A 15,274-nucleotide genomic window follows, 5' to 3' on the forward strand; every position below is an offset into this window, starting at 1 on the left:
GGTTAGCCTAACCTCAGATCTTGTCCAGAGCTCCCCCCTTGGGCCCTCCTCTCGAGCAAGCCTCACTGGCCTCAATTCCCGCGCGTGCGCCGCTCCTTGATACCTCTGTCGGCCCTGTGAGTACCCGACTCTTGATGCCCGCTCGTCGGCGTGCTCACTTGGTGGAGTGACTTACGGCTGGAGCAGACGTTCGCTCGTGTCCCTCTTCCTGGTCTCCGTGGGAGTTCCGGCGGTGCTCGTCCTCGGAGCCGTCACGGGCTGGACTCACTCTGCGATCGGTACACCGACCTGGGCGTCGTGGACGATCGCGGCGCTGGCGATCTGCATCGGCCTGCCGTTTGCCTGGGCCTCCACCCCGCTGGGTACGAGAGGCGCCACGCACCTCCTGCTCAATGCCTATCGGCGTGAGGGACTGGAGACTGCCGAACGGCAGTATCTGTCCAGGCTGGCCCCTCGCAGGGCTGGGCTTCAGCTGTTCAACCTCGCACTCGCCCTCGATCGCGCGGGCGATCGGGATGGCGCCCACGCGGTCTACCGGCGCGTGGCGGAGTACGGATTTCCGCCGGCCATGGCGAATCTGGCGTACGGCCTGAGCCTGCGTGGTGAGGAGGACGAGGCGCAGGACTGGTACCGCCGTGCACTGGAGGCGGGGTACAAGCCTGGTGGTGTGCAGGAGGAGGTGAACGGCGAGTAGGAGACGGTGCGTTGCCGGATCCGGTGCCCCTGGGCGCGCCGTCCGATCGCGAATGCGGGCCGCACCGAAGCCGGAGTACGAGGGCTGCTTCGGGCAGCTGATCCTCGGCGCTGACGCTCTTGTGGAGATGGGCGAGCGCAAGGTTGTCCGGCGTGCCGCGAGGGAGGCGGGACGGCGCCTCGCCTGGAAGACGACCACGCATCTCACCCTCGCCCTCACCCTCACCCTCACCACCGCCTTCGCCGAGGCGGAGGCCACTGGTCCTCCGCTCAGCGTCTGCCGTGGTCCGGTCGGCGTGCTCAGCGTCCGCCGTGTCGCAAGACCGAGAGGAGGACCGACGGAGCGAAGAGCCGCGTCGGCGGGGCACAGAGCGCCAGGACGTCCAGGAGGGCGTAATTGGCCGTCACGTCGGCCGTCGCCGCCCGTTGGACACGGTCGAGGTAGGCGTGTTGCAGCCGGTGCAGCGGTGTCCGGTGCCCGCCCGTGGTCCCGGGATGCCGGAGGTCCTCGGCCTCTGCGATCTTCCACGGACCGGTGGCCTCCGCCGCGACAGCACGTTGCACACGCCTGGTGAAGCCGGGGCTCGTGCCATGGTCCGTGAGAACGCCACGTAGCGCCAGCGCCTGGCGCACCGCGACCGTCATCCCCTGCCCGTAGACGGGGTTGAAGGTGCACACGGCGTCGCCGACCACGACGAACCCCTCGGGCCTGCGGGCGGTCCGGTCGAAATGCCGGCGTCTGCTCCCCGGCGGGCGGAAGCCGCGCAGCGGCGAGTCAGGGACAGCACTCGCGAGGAACCCGGCAAGGGCAGGTGACGCGAGGGTGGCGGCGAACGCGGCAAAGCCCTCCTGATCCGTGGGGGGTTCGTGTCCGCGCAGGCCGCCGACCGCGACGATCCACCGGTCGCCCTCCACCGGCAGCGCGATGCCGAAGCGAGGCAGACTCGTGCCTGACACCTGCAGATACACGCCCCTGGCAAGCCCGGGCACCGGGGCGGTCCGCCGGAAGAGGCCCGTGGTGTAGGCGATGGCGGCGTCCACCGTTTCCTCGGCGGGCGCCGGGAACCCGGCGTCGACCAGCCATGCGGGCGCCGCGGACGAGCGTCCCGAGGCATCCACGACCAGGGCGGCGGGGATCACGTCACTGGTGTCACCGCAGCGCAGTCGCAGTCCGGTGACCGCACCCGCCGACGTCTCCAGCCCGATGGCACGGGCGCCCTCGCGGAACGAGATCCGCGGATCCTGCGACACCCTGCGTCGCACCGTCCAGTCGAGCACCGGCCGCGTGCAGCTGAGGACGGTGCGCCGTGCGGGGAAGCGCGGAATCACTCCCGCGGGGCCCACCCACTCCAGGTCGCCGGGGAGCCCGAGCGACACGGCGCCGGCCTCGCGAAGCTCGGACCGGATGCCGGGCAGCAGCTCCTCGACCCCGGTTTCGCCTCGCTCGAACAGCAGATGGGTGTGATGGGCCTGGGGTATGCCGGCCCGGGCGTCGGGGCCGGCTGGAAGACGGTCGCGTTCGACGACGGTGACGTCGTAATCCGCGCCGGCGAGTACCGAGGCGGCCAGCAGACCCGCCAGCCCGGCTCCGACGACGACGGCGTTGCGCGGTGTCGCTGAGCTGTCTTCCCCGCTCAAATGTCTTTCCCTCCGTGCCCCGTGGGCAGCCCTGCCCCCCGACTGGGTGCGCCTCGGTCATGCCGAGAACGATGCGTGCGGCTGGTCGAGGGCATCATGGCACCCGTCGAGCCCGGTTCTGTTGGACCAGCCTCTCAGAAGTTGTTGTCCGTCCGGACTTGAGACCGCGTTTTCGCTGGTCGCGCATAAGCTGCAGGCGCTTGCGGACCAGGCCCGGTTTCATCAAGGGCGTCTGACCTGCCAGGAGCTCCATGCAGGGCGTCGGAGCGGCCGCCCTTCCGGCTCCGGCACGCCGGCTGCGTCGGGAGACGGCGTGGGAGTTGGCCGACGAGCCGGACACCTACTCGACCCACTCGATGCCGTGGGCGTCGCCGAGCCTCTTCCGGCCGTTGTAGTAGTCCATGTGCCGACGGTCGTCGTGCGGCCGTCTGGTGCAGGACGCTCCGGCGTCGGGATGGACCAGTGCGCAGTAACCGGCGGCGCGGGCACCGGATTTGGCGGCTTCCGCCTTTCGCGTATTCAGGCTCTTGGGCTCCCCTGGAGCCGAGGCCGTCACCGTGGGGCCAACCGGTCGTAGTGCCAGCACAGCGATTTCACGGAGCGGGCGAGTCTGGCGGCGACGGCGCCCCGCACGGCGTCGGTGTCGCCGTTCCCCATCTGCACGTGGCCTTGCGCCTCGTCGATGCATGCCAACGCTGCGGTGCGGTCGGCAGGGGTCTGAGGGAGAACGCAGGCCCTGGCCCGGACCATGGGGACGAGGGCCCGGATGTGCTCACGGAACTCGCCCGCGATCCTCTCCAGCTCAGTGCTCTCGAAGTGGTCCTCGGGCCGCTCGGCGGCGAGCACGAGCAGGGTGCTGGCGCGCATCGCTGGGATGCTCAGGGGGCGGCCGTCCGCCTCTGCCGTCCCAGCATCGGCGGTAGTCGCGGGATCGCTCGGCATGGGTCTCCCCTCTACGGTCACGGTGATCCGTCTTCACTCACGTGACCGTAGGGAGGTCTCACCAGTCTCACCCGAACTGTCAGCTCGGTTGACCTACACGCTCGCTCAGACGAGCCCGATGCGTTCCGCGAGCTGTTCCGCCCGGCGGGCGTGCATGGCCCGGGCCCGGCGAATGACCGTGAGAACCAGTTGCCGGGCGAGCGGTGTCCGGGCAAGGTCCTCGGGCGCGATGGCCTCCAGTCCCAGCAGCGCGAGCAGAACCGCAGCGTCGTCGCGGCGCTGGCTGTGGCAGGCGGCGACTTCCAGGCCGAACGTGAACTCCCGCTCCAGTGACGGCAGGGGACTGGTGTCGATGGCGTCCGCGGTGTGCAGGGCCTCCCCGGTTTCGCCGGCCTCCATGTCGATGCTCAGGGCGTGCAGCGCCACGTTGGTGGGCCCGAACACCGTCCACGCCACGTTGGTGCCGTCGGGCACCTGGCGGGCGGCCGGCGCCGCGTGCTCTTGCAGCCGCTCGCGTGCGTCCCACCATCGTCGGCACCGGGTCTCCCCGACGACCGCGACGAGCTGGAGCGCGCCGCCCATCGCTGCCTTCTCCATCTCCGGGATCTGCTCGGCGGCCACCTGCTCGGCGGCGCGCAGTGCCAGTTCCTCCGCCTCGGCGGGCTGGCGGGCGGCGAGGAGTACGTGCCCCAGATTCCACTGGGCGGCGGCGATGCGGAGCGGGTCATCGGCGTCCTCGGCTGCACGCATGGCCCGGTCAGCGGCGAGGGTGGCAAGGTCGACGCGGCCGGTGCGCCGCAGGTACGAGCGGAGCAGGCAGTACAGGTCCGCTGCTGCCCGGAGGACGGCCCGCCGCTCGGCAGCGTCCGTCCCAGTACGGGCGGCCCGGACGGCGTGTTCGGTATCGGCGACCAGGACGGGCAGGACGTCGGCGGCCTGGGTGAACCGGTCCCCAGCGGTCTGCCAGCTCTGCCACGCCGCCTCCACCCGGTCCCTCAGCAGGGCCGCGGCCACCGGCTCGGCGCTTCGGGCGGGCCCGTACCCGAGGAGTGCGCGGCCCACCGCAGCCTCCGCGGTGTCGGTCGCCGCCTCCTCGACCGGGGCCGGCTCGGACAGCAGGGCGGCGGCCGGCACACCCAACTCCTGCGCGAGCGCGTACAGGATCGGCAGCGAAGGGACCTTGATGCCGCGTTCGATCTGGGACAGGTAGTCGGGTGCGATCCCGACGAGGCCGGCCACTGCGTCCTGGCGGCGCCCGCCGCGGTAGTGCCTGATCCGGTCCCCGATGGGGAGGTCTGCTGCAACCATGCGCCCACTCCTCGCTGCTGTGCTTCGAGCGTAGGGTTCCTGGCGGGCAGGGACGCGGGGTTCGCAGAGAGGGGTTGTCGGTGCCGGAGCTGGTGCTGTGGGACATCGACCATACGCTGATGGCCACCAGGGGCCTCGGCGGCCAACTGTGGGCGGCCGCCTTCGAGCAGGTGACAGGTGTGGCGTTGCGGAAGCAGGCCGACGTGACCGGGTCGACGGAACGAGTGATCCTGCGGGAGACCACCCGCCTGCACGACATCCCCTACAGCGACGAGCTGTTCACCCGGTTTGCTGACGCCCTCGGCGCCCAGCACGTGCAGCGGGCAGCCGAGCTGCGCGAACGCGGGCACGCGCTGCCCGGCGCCGCCAGCATTCTCACCGCCCTCTCGGACCGAGGTATCCGCCAGTCCGTGGTGACCGGCAACGTCCGCGCGGCCGCCGAGGTGAAGCTCGCCGTGTTCGGTCTGGACTCGTACCTCAGCCTGGACGACGGCGCCTACGGCGAGGACGGCGACGAACGCCCCGAGCTGCTGCTCGCGGCTCTGGAGCACACGGGTGTGGAGGCCGGCAGCGCGGTGTTCCTCGGCGACACTCTCGCCGACGTCGCCGGCGGACGCGCGGCCGGCGTCCGGGTGGTCGCCGTGGCCACGGGCCGGACCCCGGCGGCTGACCTGTTCGCTGCGGGCGCCAGTGCCGTACTGGACGATCTGTCGGACACCGCCGGCGCGCTGGCGGCCATCGAGGCGTGACCGAGCCCGGACATGACGAACGGCCCCGCTCTCCCGGAGGAGAGCGGGGCCGCCTGTTGTTCTACAGCTTCCGGAAGGAGGCGGTCGTGGCGAGTGTGGCGAGGCCGAGCAGGCCGGTGGGGGTGGGGCTCGGGTCCGGTGCGCCGTCCCGTCGGCAGACGAGGGCGTCGGTCCCAACTGGGTGCCTGGAGGCTGTAGCCGTCGGGCAGCTGGGGCCGTCCGGCTGGCCTCTGTTCGCCTCGCTCGCCCTCGGGTCCCTGGGGTCCTTGGAGTCCGGGGACGGTGGAGTCCGCACCCGGTTCCCCCTGCGGGCCCTGGTGTCCGGCCGCCCCGGAGGCGCCGGGCGAGGGGGTGATCGTGGGTGCGGCCTTGCCCGGGTCGCCCTTGTCACCCTTCGGCCCGGGCGGCCCGGGAATCGGCACCGGCACTGGCACCTCGGCCCGGCCGGGCGGGTTCTTGACTGCCTTGGCTGGGTCGGGGCGGCCGGGGTGCCGCCTTTCGCCTTGATCTGGGCGCGCAGTACGCGGACGTCTCCGGCGAGCGTGGTGACGGCGTTGCCGCGCAAGTCGGCCTCGTCGGCGAGCTGGTCGGCGTGCGTGGCCTCGGCCTGAACACGCACGTACACCAGAGCACCGCGCCGGTGAGGGCCAGCAGGAACGCGAGGAGGGCGATGGGCTTCCACCGTCGCACGAGGTCTGGGCATGGCTCCACGACGGCCGTGCAGAAACACGACGAGCCTTGCTGCGCTGAGAGCCCTGCACGGTGTCAGTCAGCCAGGCCACCACCCGCATCACATGGACGATCCGGCCGGTCGCCTTCCTGCCGCCGGCCCACCGCCAGGTCGCCGAACTGCCAGCTTGTGTGCACGACTTCAAGCCACATAGGTTCAGTTGATGCTTGAGGGTCCGGCGTCTCTCTTGGGCTGGACCTCAGGCATGCTCATCTGCATGAGTGCCTACAGCAGCGACCAGGACTTGAACGTCAGCGACGTTACTGGGACTGGCGTCGAGGTAGACGTGGCAACCAACCTGCTGAACGGCACCGTCCGGCTGTCAGTGCTCTGGACCGATGAGATCTACCTACGTCCGGATGACGCTGAACATGTGGCCCATGCCTTGCTGCGAGCCGCCGAACACGGCCGCCGCATCGCCGAGGATCGAAGCTCAGAACCGGACGGCAGTACCGCTACCAGCCAGTGAGTTACAAAATTTCTCTACTGGTTCAAGGCGGCTCGCTCCGCTCACCGCGCCCGACCCCGGCCGGCCTGCGCTCCTGTCTCGGCCCCGCTCCAGCCCGGCCAGCGCCCGTGCCGCGCTGGAGCACCCGACTCCATCGGCCGTCTGCTAAGACTCAAGGACTCCAAATACGCCGCGCAGTGCTTCCGCAAGGTCTATTGCGTCACTCCGCACCATGCGATCGGGGAACCACTCTATGAAGACCTCATAGGTGCCCTTACGGCCGTCATATCGTCGTGCTCTACCCCTCTCGGTTGACAGTGCTTGCTCCACCCTTCGATTGAGGATTTTCCGCATCCGCTCGTTCTTTACATTCTCCAAAGACGCGCGGCTCGTCGACTCAAGACGAAGGACGAGAAGGGGCTCGAAATTTTTGCCCCTGAGCTTCTCCTTCCATTCGATCGAAGCCTGCCAACCTCCGGAAGCATTAGTGAAGGATGTGACGTCATTTCGTCGTTGAAATTCATGAGTCAACTGATAGATGACTTCGTTGATATATTGAGATGCTGTCAACAGCTTCTCAAGATCAGTATGCGCAAGCTCCGAGCCAATCTCTCTCAATCGGGAAACAACTTCCGAGAAAGTCTGAATCCGCCCCCTCGGCTCAAATTTGGCGCAGCCTTCATAAAGGGCCACGAGCTTCACAACTGTCTCATTTGGGCAAACCGCACCCACCTTGCGAGACAGCGTCTCTGCATTTCCCGCGATATTGAGAGGGTCGGGGTCACGGTCGGCGAAGCAGAAGAACATCAACTGGCCGAAGGAGAAAACGTCAAGGGTGGGATTACGGCTGTGTGCAGCCCTAGGGTCAAAGGAAATATACTGCTCGGGGGCGGCGTAATAGACGACACCCATTGCGCTTTTCGTGGCCCTCTGGGTTTGGGTACTAAACCATGCGAGATCGAAGTCTGTTAGGTACGGCCGGTAGATGCCCTCCTGCGAGTATTTGCAAACAATATTCTCGGGCTTGATGTCGCGATGAATAACCCCGTGATCGTGGGCGTGTTCGATCGCTTCTGCGGCCTCCAGGAGAAGATTTATAATGTCGCCTGGAACCATGAAAGTGGCTGGGCGAAGCTTCCGCAAATCACTGCCATCGACATAGTCCATGACAAATCCCGTTGGGCATGTACTGTAGCGAGATACTTTGACGATGCGCGGGTGCGAAAGCAGTTTCATCGCTTCGTAGCCGTTTCGAAAGCGTTTCACCTTCTCGCGGTCATGGAGCTCGTAAGGATGATAGACCTTGTAGGCGCAATCTTTCTCTTCGCCCTCGATCCGGACCTTCCACACGGTCCCGAATCCGCCCGCACCAATCTGAGATTCAACTACTCCTTCCCGCATTTTAGTGCCTACCTCGATCAGTCCAAGCTCTGTCTGGTACCTCGTCAGCGTATCGCGTGCTTGCTTATAGAGAGGGCGAGTAGGGAGCCCTTGAATTCTGTCTTTCTCGTCAAACCATTTCGAAATATTCTCCAGCCTTCGCGACGCTGCGTAATGCCCCTCCGTCCGCCATGACGAAATATCGTAGCTGGACTTGAAGCGATTATAGTCGTCTAGGAACTCCCGGGCCTCCGCCTCAAACCTTGCATACTCGGACTCGATCCTCGGGGGTGCCAATTGGGGAGTGAAGCCTCGACCAATTACCAACTCTCCCTGGACTCGCCCGCCAAATACTGGGTGCTGCTCTCTGCCCTCCCTCTCGGACATTCCACGCGAAATTACGCTATAGACGCTGTGAGCAGTCACTAGCCCTGCGTGATCAGCTGCGCCACCAGCCAGGGCAGAAATCAGGTAATAGGTGAATACGCCATGTCCCAGGTTGTTAACCTCCCAAGCGACTTGGTTTTCAGTACAAGCCGCAATGACAGCCGATGAGGGATTTGCCTGTCGTACCGTCTGAGTGACTTCGGAATTCTTCAAATTCTCCACACGGAGAGCAGACTTTTCCTTTCCTGTAAGGGCCCCTCCGGCATGGCAGCAGTCCAAGAGTACGAGTACCTGCGTGCTGGACTCCTCTGAGGGCTCCAAAATTCTAAGAATATCCGACAGTGGGATTCCCTCGTCGAATTCCCTATTGTCGTGGGTTACCAGGAAATTCCCAAGATCAGTGGAAGCTCCATGCCCTGAAAAGTAGAATAGAATCTTGTCCGCGCCAGAGTTTCGGGCTTCAAGTAGCCATCGCAGAATGGATGACTTGGTGGCTTCCTCGTTCACCAAACGACTGACCGAAAAATCATATTCCGGCATTGTAAGTATCTCTGCCACCTGGTCTACGTCGTGCTCGGCGCTGGGGAGAGAAGTCCACCGGTCGCGGTAAGCAGTGATACCGACTGTCAGTGCTAGCGCAAGCCCCACAGGCCCCCCTTGTGGTGTAGGTCACTGGATCTTAACGCCTTCCTGGCACGGCTACCGCAGTTCCAACGGGTTTACCCAAGGTCATCTTCTGGTCTCCCATCGCGAGGGCACCAATCGATCGAGAAAGGTGCCCACATCCCCCTCGTTACCCGAGATCGAATGAGGTCATCAGGGTGAAGCTTTCCCTTGATGTTGGACACCTGGAGACTGGGACGTGAGGTTCCAGAGGAAGTAGTGCCAGGTGGGAAGCAAGAGCAACCGCAGTAGGCGGTACCCGGAGGAGTTCAAGCGCGACGCGGTCGCGCTGGTCCGCTCCTCCGGCAAGACCGTCACCGAGGTGGCCCGGGAGATCGGGGTCAGCGCCGAGGGCCTGCGGAAGTGGGTCGAGCAGGACACGATCGACCGCGGGCAGGGGACGCCGGGCGAGCTCACGAGCGCGGAGCGGGAAGAACTGCGTCGGCTACGACGGCAGAACCGTGAGCAGGCCGAGACGATCGAAGTGCTGCGAAAAGCGGCGGTCTTCTTCGCGAAGGAGAGCGATCGATGAACGACGTGTATGCGTTCATCGAGGCGGAGAAGACCACCCACCCAGTCGCTCTGTGTGCCGGCTGCTGAAGGTGGCCCGCTCCTCCTTCTACGCCTGGATGGCCGGCGAGCAGGCCCGCGCCGCCCGCCGGGCCGCGGACGACGCCCTGGCCCACGAGATCACCGTCTTGCACATCGCCTCCCGGTGCACCTACGGAGTGCCGCGCATTCATGCCGAACTGCGCAGGCTGGACCGGCGGGTCAACCGCAAGCGAGTGGAGCGGATCATGCGTGAGCGCGGCATCACCGGGGTCACCCGGCGCAAGCGCCGGTCGCTGACCCGTCCGGCGAAGAAGGCGGTGCCCGCTCACGACCTGATCGGCCGCGACTTCACGGCCGCCGCTCCGGGGCGGAAACTGGTCGGTGACATCACCTACATCCCCACCGACGAGGGCTGGCTGTATCTGGCGACGTGGCTGGACCTGGCGACCCGCGAGATCGTCGGCTACTCGATGGCCGACCACCACCGCGCATCCCTGGTGGTCGACGCACTGACGATGGCCGCCGGCCGCAGCGGCCTCCAGCCCGCCTGCATCGTGCACTCGGACCGCGGAGCGGAGTACACCGCTGACGAACTCCGTCGGGAAATACGCCGGTTGGGGCTGCGGCAGAGCATGGGACGAACCGGCTCGTGCTACGCTAATGCCGCCGCCGAGAGCTTCTTCGCGCTGATGAAAGCCGAGATCGGCACCCGCCGCTGGCCCGACCGGACCACTGCCCGCGCCGAGATCTTCACCTCCATCGAAAGACCCTGTTGCCCAATTCGAGGGAATTTGCGTCGATCACTCGGTCGGAGGCAGGCGGCGAGACGGATCCTGCTGGTCAGGGGCGCGTGAATGGGGTCGCCCTACGACAGGGGGTGGCGGCTGTGTCGATGGGATCGGCTTCTGTCGGTGTTCCGGATGGAACGAGTGCGGTCGCACATGCTGCGTTCCCGAAGGGGTGTCTTGCCATGCGGATCCGTGACCAACTCGGGTCAGTCTTCTCGAACGAGGAGTTCCGCGAGGCGTTCGGAGACCGCGGTCGGCCTGGCATCTCGCCAGGACAGCTCGCCCTGGTAAGCGTGCTGCAATTCGTTGAGAACCTGACGGACCGACAGGCAGCGCACGCGGTGCGGGCCAGGGGAGGCTGGCTATCGCGCCAAGTGGATGCTGCATCCCTTTCCCGTCGGCCTGGTCCAGGAGCTCCGCAGGCTGCATCTGCGTGACGACGCCTGCGCACTGCCCCACGACCTGTCCTGCCTCTGATGGTCTTCCGCCCATGAACCCCGGTGGCCGCCCCCGAGCGGCGCCCACCACCCCACGACCACACGAGCGGCTTCGCCCTCCGAGGACAGCCGTACGAAGCACCAGCTGAAGCCGTCCTCGGCAGCGAGCCGCCTCCCACGTGGGAACGCGATCAACTCCAGGGCATGCCGGGGAACGGGCGCCCCGGACCGCCTCCCGGCACGGTCAGTACCGGCGGCACGGTCAGTACCGGCGGTGAGGTCAGTACCGGCGGTGAGGTCTGTACCGGCGGTGAGGTCTGTACCGGCGGTGCGGCGCTCGGCTGCTCGGCCGGCTGGTTCGCCGTGCCCGGGGCCTGCGCCCCTCCGGTGGACCACAGCTGGTCGACACGCGAGCGCTCGGCGGCGTCCGGGTAGCGGTTGGTGCAGGACGGGCCGGCGGTGCCGCCCGACATCAGCTCACTGCACGGGCCGCCGTAGTCGTCCGCCAGGCCCAGCACGTGCCCGGTCTCGTGGGTGGCGACGCGGATCGAGTCATACTGCCGGCTCTGGGAGTAGTCGAGGAAGACGTAGCCGCTGCCGTGGCCGTTGGTGGAGGCGTGCGACCCGCGCTGGTCGTTGCCCTCGTAGTAGGAGAAGTCGGCGGCGGCGCCGCTCGACGCCTCCTGGAGTTTGACGTGGGACTCGGAGCTGTTCCATATCGAGGCCGCGCTCGCTATCTGCGAACGGAAGCTCGGTGCCCGGGAGGCGTCGTAGTAGATGGTCACCGCCTGCGCGTCGGGCTGGGCGGCGCGCCTCTCGGCGACCGACTTGAGCACGGCCGCGAAGAACGCCTTGTTGCCGGCGGCCTCCTCGGACGACCCGTCGTACCGCGCCACGGAGGTCCCGGCGGAGGCGGACGGGGTGGCGGCCGTCCGGGCGCTCGCCGGCACCGCCGCGCCCAGCGCGCTGGAGGCCAGACCGAGGCCGAGAGCGAGAGTGAGGAGTCTCGCGGACGTTCGGGACGACTTCATGTGGGGGGCTCCTACTCACTCGGTGACGCCGAGCGCCCGGTGCGCGGTCGAATCTGCGGGAAACACCGGTTCCGAACTGCGGCGACGTCCTGTGAGTCGACATTCTTAGAACGGCTTGACAGGGAGCGCAAAGGGTCCCGTCAACTAGGTCGCCTAGTAGGTGCCAGGACCTCGCCAGGGCAGTGCGCGGGTCTTTGGTCCGCATATGGCGGCCGGCGGCAAAGCTGTCGCGACGTCAGAAGCCCTGCCCCGCAGGGCAGTGAGCGTGCCGGTCGGCCGGGCGGAATTCCCGGACGCGCATCGGGATCCACATCTGGTCCAAGACGGACAAATGCTTAAATGTCTTCCACGTCGTGTCTACTATGTACGACGGTGGATTGATGGAGCGCTGTGACTGACGTCATAGAACATGGGCTTCTGGGTGGCTTCGCGACTATGCGGGCCGGGTCGTCGCCAGTCGGGTCAAAGTGATGCATATCGGGTGGTGGAGCGCCGCCTGTGTCGGTATGTCAGGTCACCCGTCTGCGGCGCCTCCGCCGACGGCTCGCCGAAGGTGCGTCAGGCCCCGCGATGCCGGGCCGTCTCGCCGCACGTCACGCCGCCGTCACCCTTCCTTGGGTCGGATGCCGACCAGTTTCACCAGGAACCGGTCCACCTGTTCCTCCAGCGGGGGCCAGGGCAGCTCGGGCTGATTGACGCGCAGCGAGACAGCGCCGTGGACGGCGGTGCGCAGGTCCAGGGAGACGGTCTCCGCGTCGCCGCGGGGCGCCAGCCCGGCGTCCATGCAGCGGCGGATCGCCGCGGTCGTGCGCTTGGCCATCTCGTCCTTGAAGGACATGTCCGTGCGCCGGTTGAGCGTGCTCTCGTGCAGCACCTTGTACAGCCCCGGGTGCTCGCCCGACCACACCCCGAGCAACGCAGTCCGGGCGCGCAGCGCGGCCACTGGGTCGGCGGCGCCTGACTCCGCGTCGTCCACCGCGTGCAGCAGGCCCGTGTGGCAGTGCTCCAGCGCGGCCAGTACCAGCGCGTCACGGTCGGCGAAGTGGATGTAGACGGAGGTCGCGGCGATGCCTACTTCGCGGGCGACCGCACGCAGCGACAGGGCCTGGTCGTCGGCGAGTTCGTCCAGCAGTCGCAGCGCCGCGTCGACGATCTCGGCGCGCAGTCGCTCGCCCTGGCCGCGCGGGTTGCGGCCGCGCGGCGCCGTGCGGGCGGGCTTCGGGGCCGGGGTGGTCGCATCCATGATTCGGCATTGTAGGCGCCGGGCTGTAGGGCTACAGTTGTAGCCCTACAGTCGTTCACTCAAGGGGAGTCACCATGACGCTGCCGACCCAGACCACGGTCAAGGACCTGGACCCCGTGTTCGCTGAGATGGCCGCCGCAAGCTTCCAACTCGTCGGAAACGGAACGGCGCTGACGCCGCGAGAGCGGATCCTGCTCAACCTCGTGGCCGACGTCTGCGAGCAGGTCCTCGGCATGCCTTACGAACTGCACGTGCGAGCCGCCCTGGACAACGGCCTCGACGCCGACGACCTGCGCGAGTTGCTCCGCTTCATCTCCTACGACAGCGGCTACCCGGCGGCGCTGGCCGCCCTGGAGCGGCTGGCTGAGATCGAGCGCGAGTACGGCCTGCCCGGGCCGACCGGCCAAGGCCATGAGGTGAACGCGGACGGCACGGGCAGCCCCATGCCCGCCGCGATGCGCGCCGAGGTGCGCACCCTCGATCCGGGCTTCGCCGACTACATGGACCTGCAGTCGCGGATGCGCGCCGGCATGTCCCGGATCAGTGTCCGCGAGCGGGCGTTCGCCACCCTGACCGTGGACGTCCTGTACCAAACCCTCCAGGAGAGTTTCCGCGCCCACGTCGGCCGTGCGCTGGGCGCGGGGGCGACGCCCGACGAGGTCCGCGCAGCCGTACGCGCCACCGCAACGTTCGGGATGACGCGGACCTGGCGCGCCATGAACGTCCTCGACGCGCTGCTGGCCGACCAGGAGCAACCGCAGGGTGAGCAGATGGCCTGGGGCGCCTGACCGCCTGCCGCCTCCCCCCGGGGGCCCTCACCGCCCTGTGCGACCAGTACGAGCAGATCGGCGGCGCCTCGTGACCGCGACAACCGATACGTCACTCGGGGGCTGGGAACACTCACGGGACCCTCCTGCGGGGGGAGAGACATCCGCGTCCCCCCGCAGGGCGCCACGGCCCTAACACCATGCCGTACGGGCCCGGCGCCTTGCCCGGATGGCCCGCACCCGGTCGTCAGCCACGCCACTGGCCGGGGCGGGCGGGCTGTCTCCTCCGGATCATTCCCGGCGCACGCGGCCCGGCATCGCACCCCCGTTCCGGCTCTCCGGGGCGGGACAGGCTCAGCCGACCAGCCCCAGCTCCCGTGCGATCAGCATCCGCTGGACCTCGCTCGTGCCCTCCCCGATCTCCAGGATCTTGGAGTCGCGCCACATCCGGGCCACCGGGTACTCGTTCATGAAGCCGTAGCCGCCGTGCACCTGGGTGGCGTCGCGGGCGTTGTCCACGGCGACGGTGGAGGAGTAGAGCTTGGCGAGCGCCGCCTCCTTCTTGAACGGCTCCCCGGCGACCAGCCGCGACGCCGCGTCCCGCCAGGCCAGCCGGGCCGTGTGGGCCTTCATCTCCATGTCGGCGATCTTGAACTGGATGGCCTGGTTGGCGCCGATCGGCCGGCCGAAGGCGTGGCGTTCCTTCGCGTATCGCACCGACTCGTCCACGCAGCCCTGGGCCAGGCCGGTCGCCAGGGCCGCGATGGCGACGCGGCCCTCGTCGAGGATGCGCAGGAACCCGGCGTAGCCGCGGCCCTCCTCGCCGAGGAGGTTGGCGGCGGGGACCCGGACGTCGGCGAAGGACAGCTCACGGGTGTCCGAGGCGTTCCAGCCGACCTTGGAGTAGGGCGCGGCGACCGTGAAGCCGGGGGTGCCCGAGGGGACGATGATCGCGGAGATCAGCGGCTTGCCGTCGGGCTTGCGGCCGGTGACGGCGGTGACGGTGACCAGCCCCGTGATGTCCGTGCCCGAGTTGGTGATGAAGCACTTGGTGCCGTTGATCACCCATTCGTCGGTCGCGGGGTCCAGCCTGGCCGTCGTACGGGTCGCGCCCGCGTCGCTGCCGCCGTCGGGTTCGGTGAGGCCGAACGCGCCGAGGATCTCGCCCGAGCAGAGGCGGGGGAGCCATTCCCGCTTCTGGTCCTCCGTGCCGAAGAGGTGGATGGGCATGGCGCCCAGCGAGACCCCGGCCTCGAGCGTGATCGCCACCGACGAGTCGACCCGGGCCAGTTCCTCCAGGGCGATGCCGAGCGCGAGATAGTCGCCGCCCATCCCGCCGTACTCCTCGGGGAACGGCAGCCCGAACAGGCCCATGCGGCCCATCTCGCGGACGATCTCGTACGGGAACTCGTGCCGCTCGTAGAAGTCGCCGATCTTCGGCGCCACGACGTCGTGGGCGAACTCCTCCACCGTGCGGCGGAGTTCGTCCAGTTCGGGGGAGAGGCGGTGGTCCATGGT

13 protein-coding genes and 3 pseudogenes are annotated in these 15,274 nt (G+C 67.8%); 9 read left to right on the forward strand and 7 right to left on the reverse strand.

The features are described 5' to 3' along the window. Positions 1-196: 196 nt before the first annotated feature. Positions 197-694 (forward strand): hypothetical protein, encoded by a 498-nt coding sequence (locus AB0D59_RS34515; RefSeq protein ID WP_362574169.1) that lies wholly within the window; start codon positions 197-199, stop codon positions 692-694. Between the two features lie 299 nt (positions 695-993). On the opposite strand, the gene AB0D59_RS34520 is transcribed toward AB0D59_RS34515, so the two are convergent. Next, positions 994-2,331 (reverse strand): FAD-dependent monooxygenase, encoded by a 1,338-nt coding sequence (locus AB0D59_RS34520; protein WP_362574172.1) that lies wholly within the window; start codon positions 2,329-2,331, stop codon positions 994-996. A gap of 251 nt (positions 2,332-2,582) precedes the next feature. Between AB0D59_RS34520 and AB0D59_RS34525 the strand changes: the two genes are divergently transcribed. Continuing rightward, positions 2,583-2,726 (forward strand): hypothetical protein, encoded by a 144-nt coding sequence (locus AB0D59_RS34525; RefSeq protein ID WP_362574175.1) that lies wholly within the window; start codon positions 2,583-2,585, stop codon positions 2,724-2,726. Positions 2,727-2,883: 157 nt separating this feature from the next. On the opposite strand, the gene AB0D59_RS34530 is transcribed toward AB0D59_RS34525, so the two are convergent. Continuing rightward, the gene (locus tag AB0D59_RS34530; RefSeq protein ID WP_362574178.1) at positions 2,884-3,198 is read right to left on the reverse strand and encodes a DUF6415 family natural product biosynthesis protein; all 315 of its coding nucleotides are present in this window, start codon (positions 3,196-3,198) and stop codon (positions 2,884-2,886) included. 180 nt (positions 3,199-3,378) lie between these two features. Further along, a complete protein-coding gene (locus AB0D59_RS34535; RefSeq protein ID WP_362574181.1) occupies positions 3,379-4,581 on the reverse strand; it encodes a helix-turn-helix transcriptional regulator in 1,203 nt (400 codons plus the stop codon). An 80-nt stretch (positions 4,582-4,661) separates the two neighbouring features. Here AB0D59_RS34535 and AB0D59_RS34540 point away from each other — a divergent pair, with 80 nt between their 5' ends. The 3 genes and pseudogenes from AB0D59_RS34540 to AB0D59_RS34550 all read left to right on the forward strand — a co-directional run bounded on the left by AB0D59_RS34540 (position 4,662) and on the right by AB0D59_RS34550 (position 6,529). Next, on the forward strand, positions 4,662-5,330 hold the full coding sequence (locus AB0D59_RS34540) for an HAD hydrolase-like protein (RefSeq protein WP_362574184.1): 669 nt from the start codon (positions 4,662-4,664) through the stop codon (positions 5,328-5,330). Between the two features lie 684 nt (positions 5,331-6,014). Next, positions 6,015-6,224: pseudogene (locus AB0D59_RS34545) on the forward strand (hypothetical protein); the annotation flags it as partial. A 53-nt stretch (positions 6,225-6,277) separates the two neighbouring features. Then, the gene (locus tag AB0D59_RS34550) at positions 6,278-6,529 is read left to right on the forward strand and encodes a hypothetical protein (RefSeq protein WP_362574187.1); all 252 of its coding nucleotides are present in this window, start codon (positions 6,278-6,280) and stop codon (positions 6,527-6,529) included. 144 nt (positions 6,530-6,673) lie between these two features. Here AB0D59_RS34550 and AB0D59_RS34555 read toward each other — a convergent pair whose 3' ends face one another. Next, complete coding sequence (locus AB0D59_RS34555) at positions 6,674-8,923, reverse strand: caspase family protein (RefSeq protein ID WP_362574190.1); 2,250 nt, start codon at positions 8,921-8,923, stop codon at positions 6,674-6,676. A gap of 241 nt (positions 8,924-9,164) precedes the next feature. Here AB0D59_RS34555 and AB0D59_RS34560 point away from each other — a divergent pair, with 241 nt between their 5' ends. The 3 genes and pseudogenes from AB0D59_RS34560 to AB0D59_RS34570 form a co-directional block, all read left to right on the forward strand. Beyond that, entirely contained in the window at positions 9,165-9,470 is a 306-nt protein-coding gene (locus tag AB0D59_RS34560; protein ID WP_362574193.1) for a transposase, read from the forward strand. After that, entirely contained in the window at positions 9,400-10,344 is a 945-nt protein-coding gene (locus AB0D59_RS34565) for an IS3 family transposase (RefSeq protein WP_362574196.1), read from the forward strand. Before AB0D59_RS34560 ends, AB0D59_RS34565 begins: the two co-directional genes overlap by 71 nt. A 38-nt stretch (positions 10,345-10,382) precedes the next feature. Continuing rightward, positions 10,383-10,631, forward strand: a pseudogene (locus tag AB0D59_RS34570) (transposase); the annotation flags it as partial. Between the two features lie 467 nt (positions 10,632-11,098). On the opposite strand, the pseudogene snpA reads toward AB0D59_RS34570, so the two are convergent. Both snpA and AB0D59_RS34580 read right to left on the reverse strand, forming a co-directional pair. Continuing rightward, positions 11,099-11,746 (reverse strand): annotated as a pseudogene (snpA, locus tag AB0D59_RS34575) (snapalysin); the annotation flags it as partial. Positions 11,747-12,350: 604 nt separating this feature from the next. Beyond that, positions 12,351-12,989, reverse strand: coding sequence for a TetR/AcrR family transcriptional regulator (locus AB0D59_RS34580; protein WP_362574199.1), 639 nt, complete (start codon positions 12,987-12,989; stop codon positions 12,351-12,353). Positions 12,990-13,063: 74 nt separating this feature from the next. On the opposite strand from AB0D59_RS34580, the gene AB0D59_RS34585 reads away from it, so the two are divergent. Continuing rightward, positions 13,064-13,777, forward strand: coding sequence for a carboxymuconolactone decarboxylase family protein (locus tag AB0D59_RS34585; protein WP_362574202.1), 714 nt, complete (start codon positions 13,064-13,066; stop codon positions 13,775-13,777). Between the two features lie 333 nt (positions 13,778-14,110). Here AB0D59_RS34585 and AB0D59_RS34590 read toward each other — a convergent pair whose 3' ends face one another. Then, on the reverse strand, positions 14,111-15,271 hold the full coding sequence (locus AB0D59_RS34590; RefSeq protein WP_362574203.1) for an acyl-CoA dehydrogenase family protein: 1,161 nt from the start codon (positions 15,269-15,271) through the stop codon (positions 14,111-14,113). Between the last annotated feature and the right edge of the window lie 3 nt (positions 15,272-15,274).

The sequence above is a fragment of the Streptomyces sp. NPDC048417 genome (assembly GCF_040651615.1).
Lineage (GTDB): Bacteria > Actinomycetota > Actinomycetes > Streptomycetales > Streptomycetaceae > Streptomyces.

Coding starts and splice junctions, on each gene's coding strand:
- AB0D59_RS34525 (WP_362574175.1), top strand. CDS start 2,583: ATGCAGGGCGTCGGAGCGGCCGCCCTTCCGGCTCCGGCACGCCGGCTG.
- AB0D59_RS34530 (WP_362574178.1), bottom strand. CDS start 3,198: ATGCGCGCCAGCACCCTGCTCGTGCTCGCCGCCGAGCGGCCCGAGGAC.
- AB0D59_RS34535 (WP_362574181.1), bottom strand. CDS start 4,581: ATGGTTGCAGCAGACCTCCCCATCGGGGACCGGATCAGGCACTACCGC.
- AB0D59_RS34550 (WP_362574187.1), top strand. CDS start 6,278: ATGAGTGCCTACAGCAGCGACCAGGACTTGAACGTCAGCGACGTTACT.
- AB0D59_RS34580 (WP_362574199.1), bottom strand. CDS start 12,989: ATGGATGCGACCACCCCGGCCCCGAAGCCCGCCCGCACGGCGCCGCGC.
- AB0D59_RS34585 (WP_362574202.1), top strand. CDS start 13,064: ATGACGCTGCCGACCCAGACCACGGTCAAGGACCTGGACCCCGTGTTC.
- AB0D59_RS34590 (WP_362574203.1), bottom strand. CDS start 15,271: ATGGACCACCGCCTCTCCCCCGAACTGGACGAACTCCGCCGCACGGTG.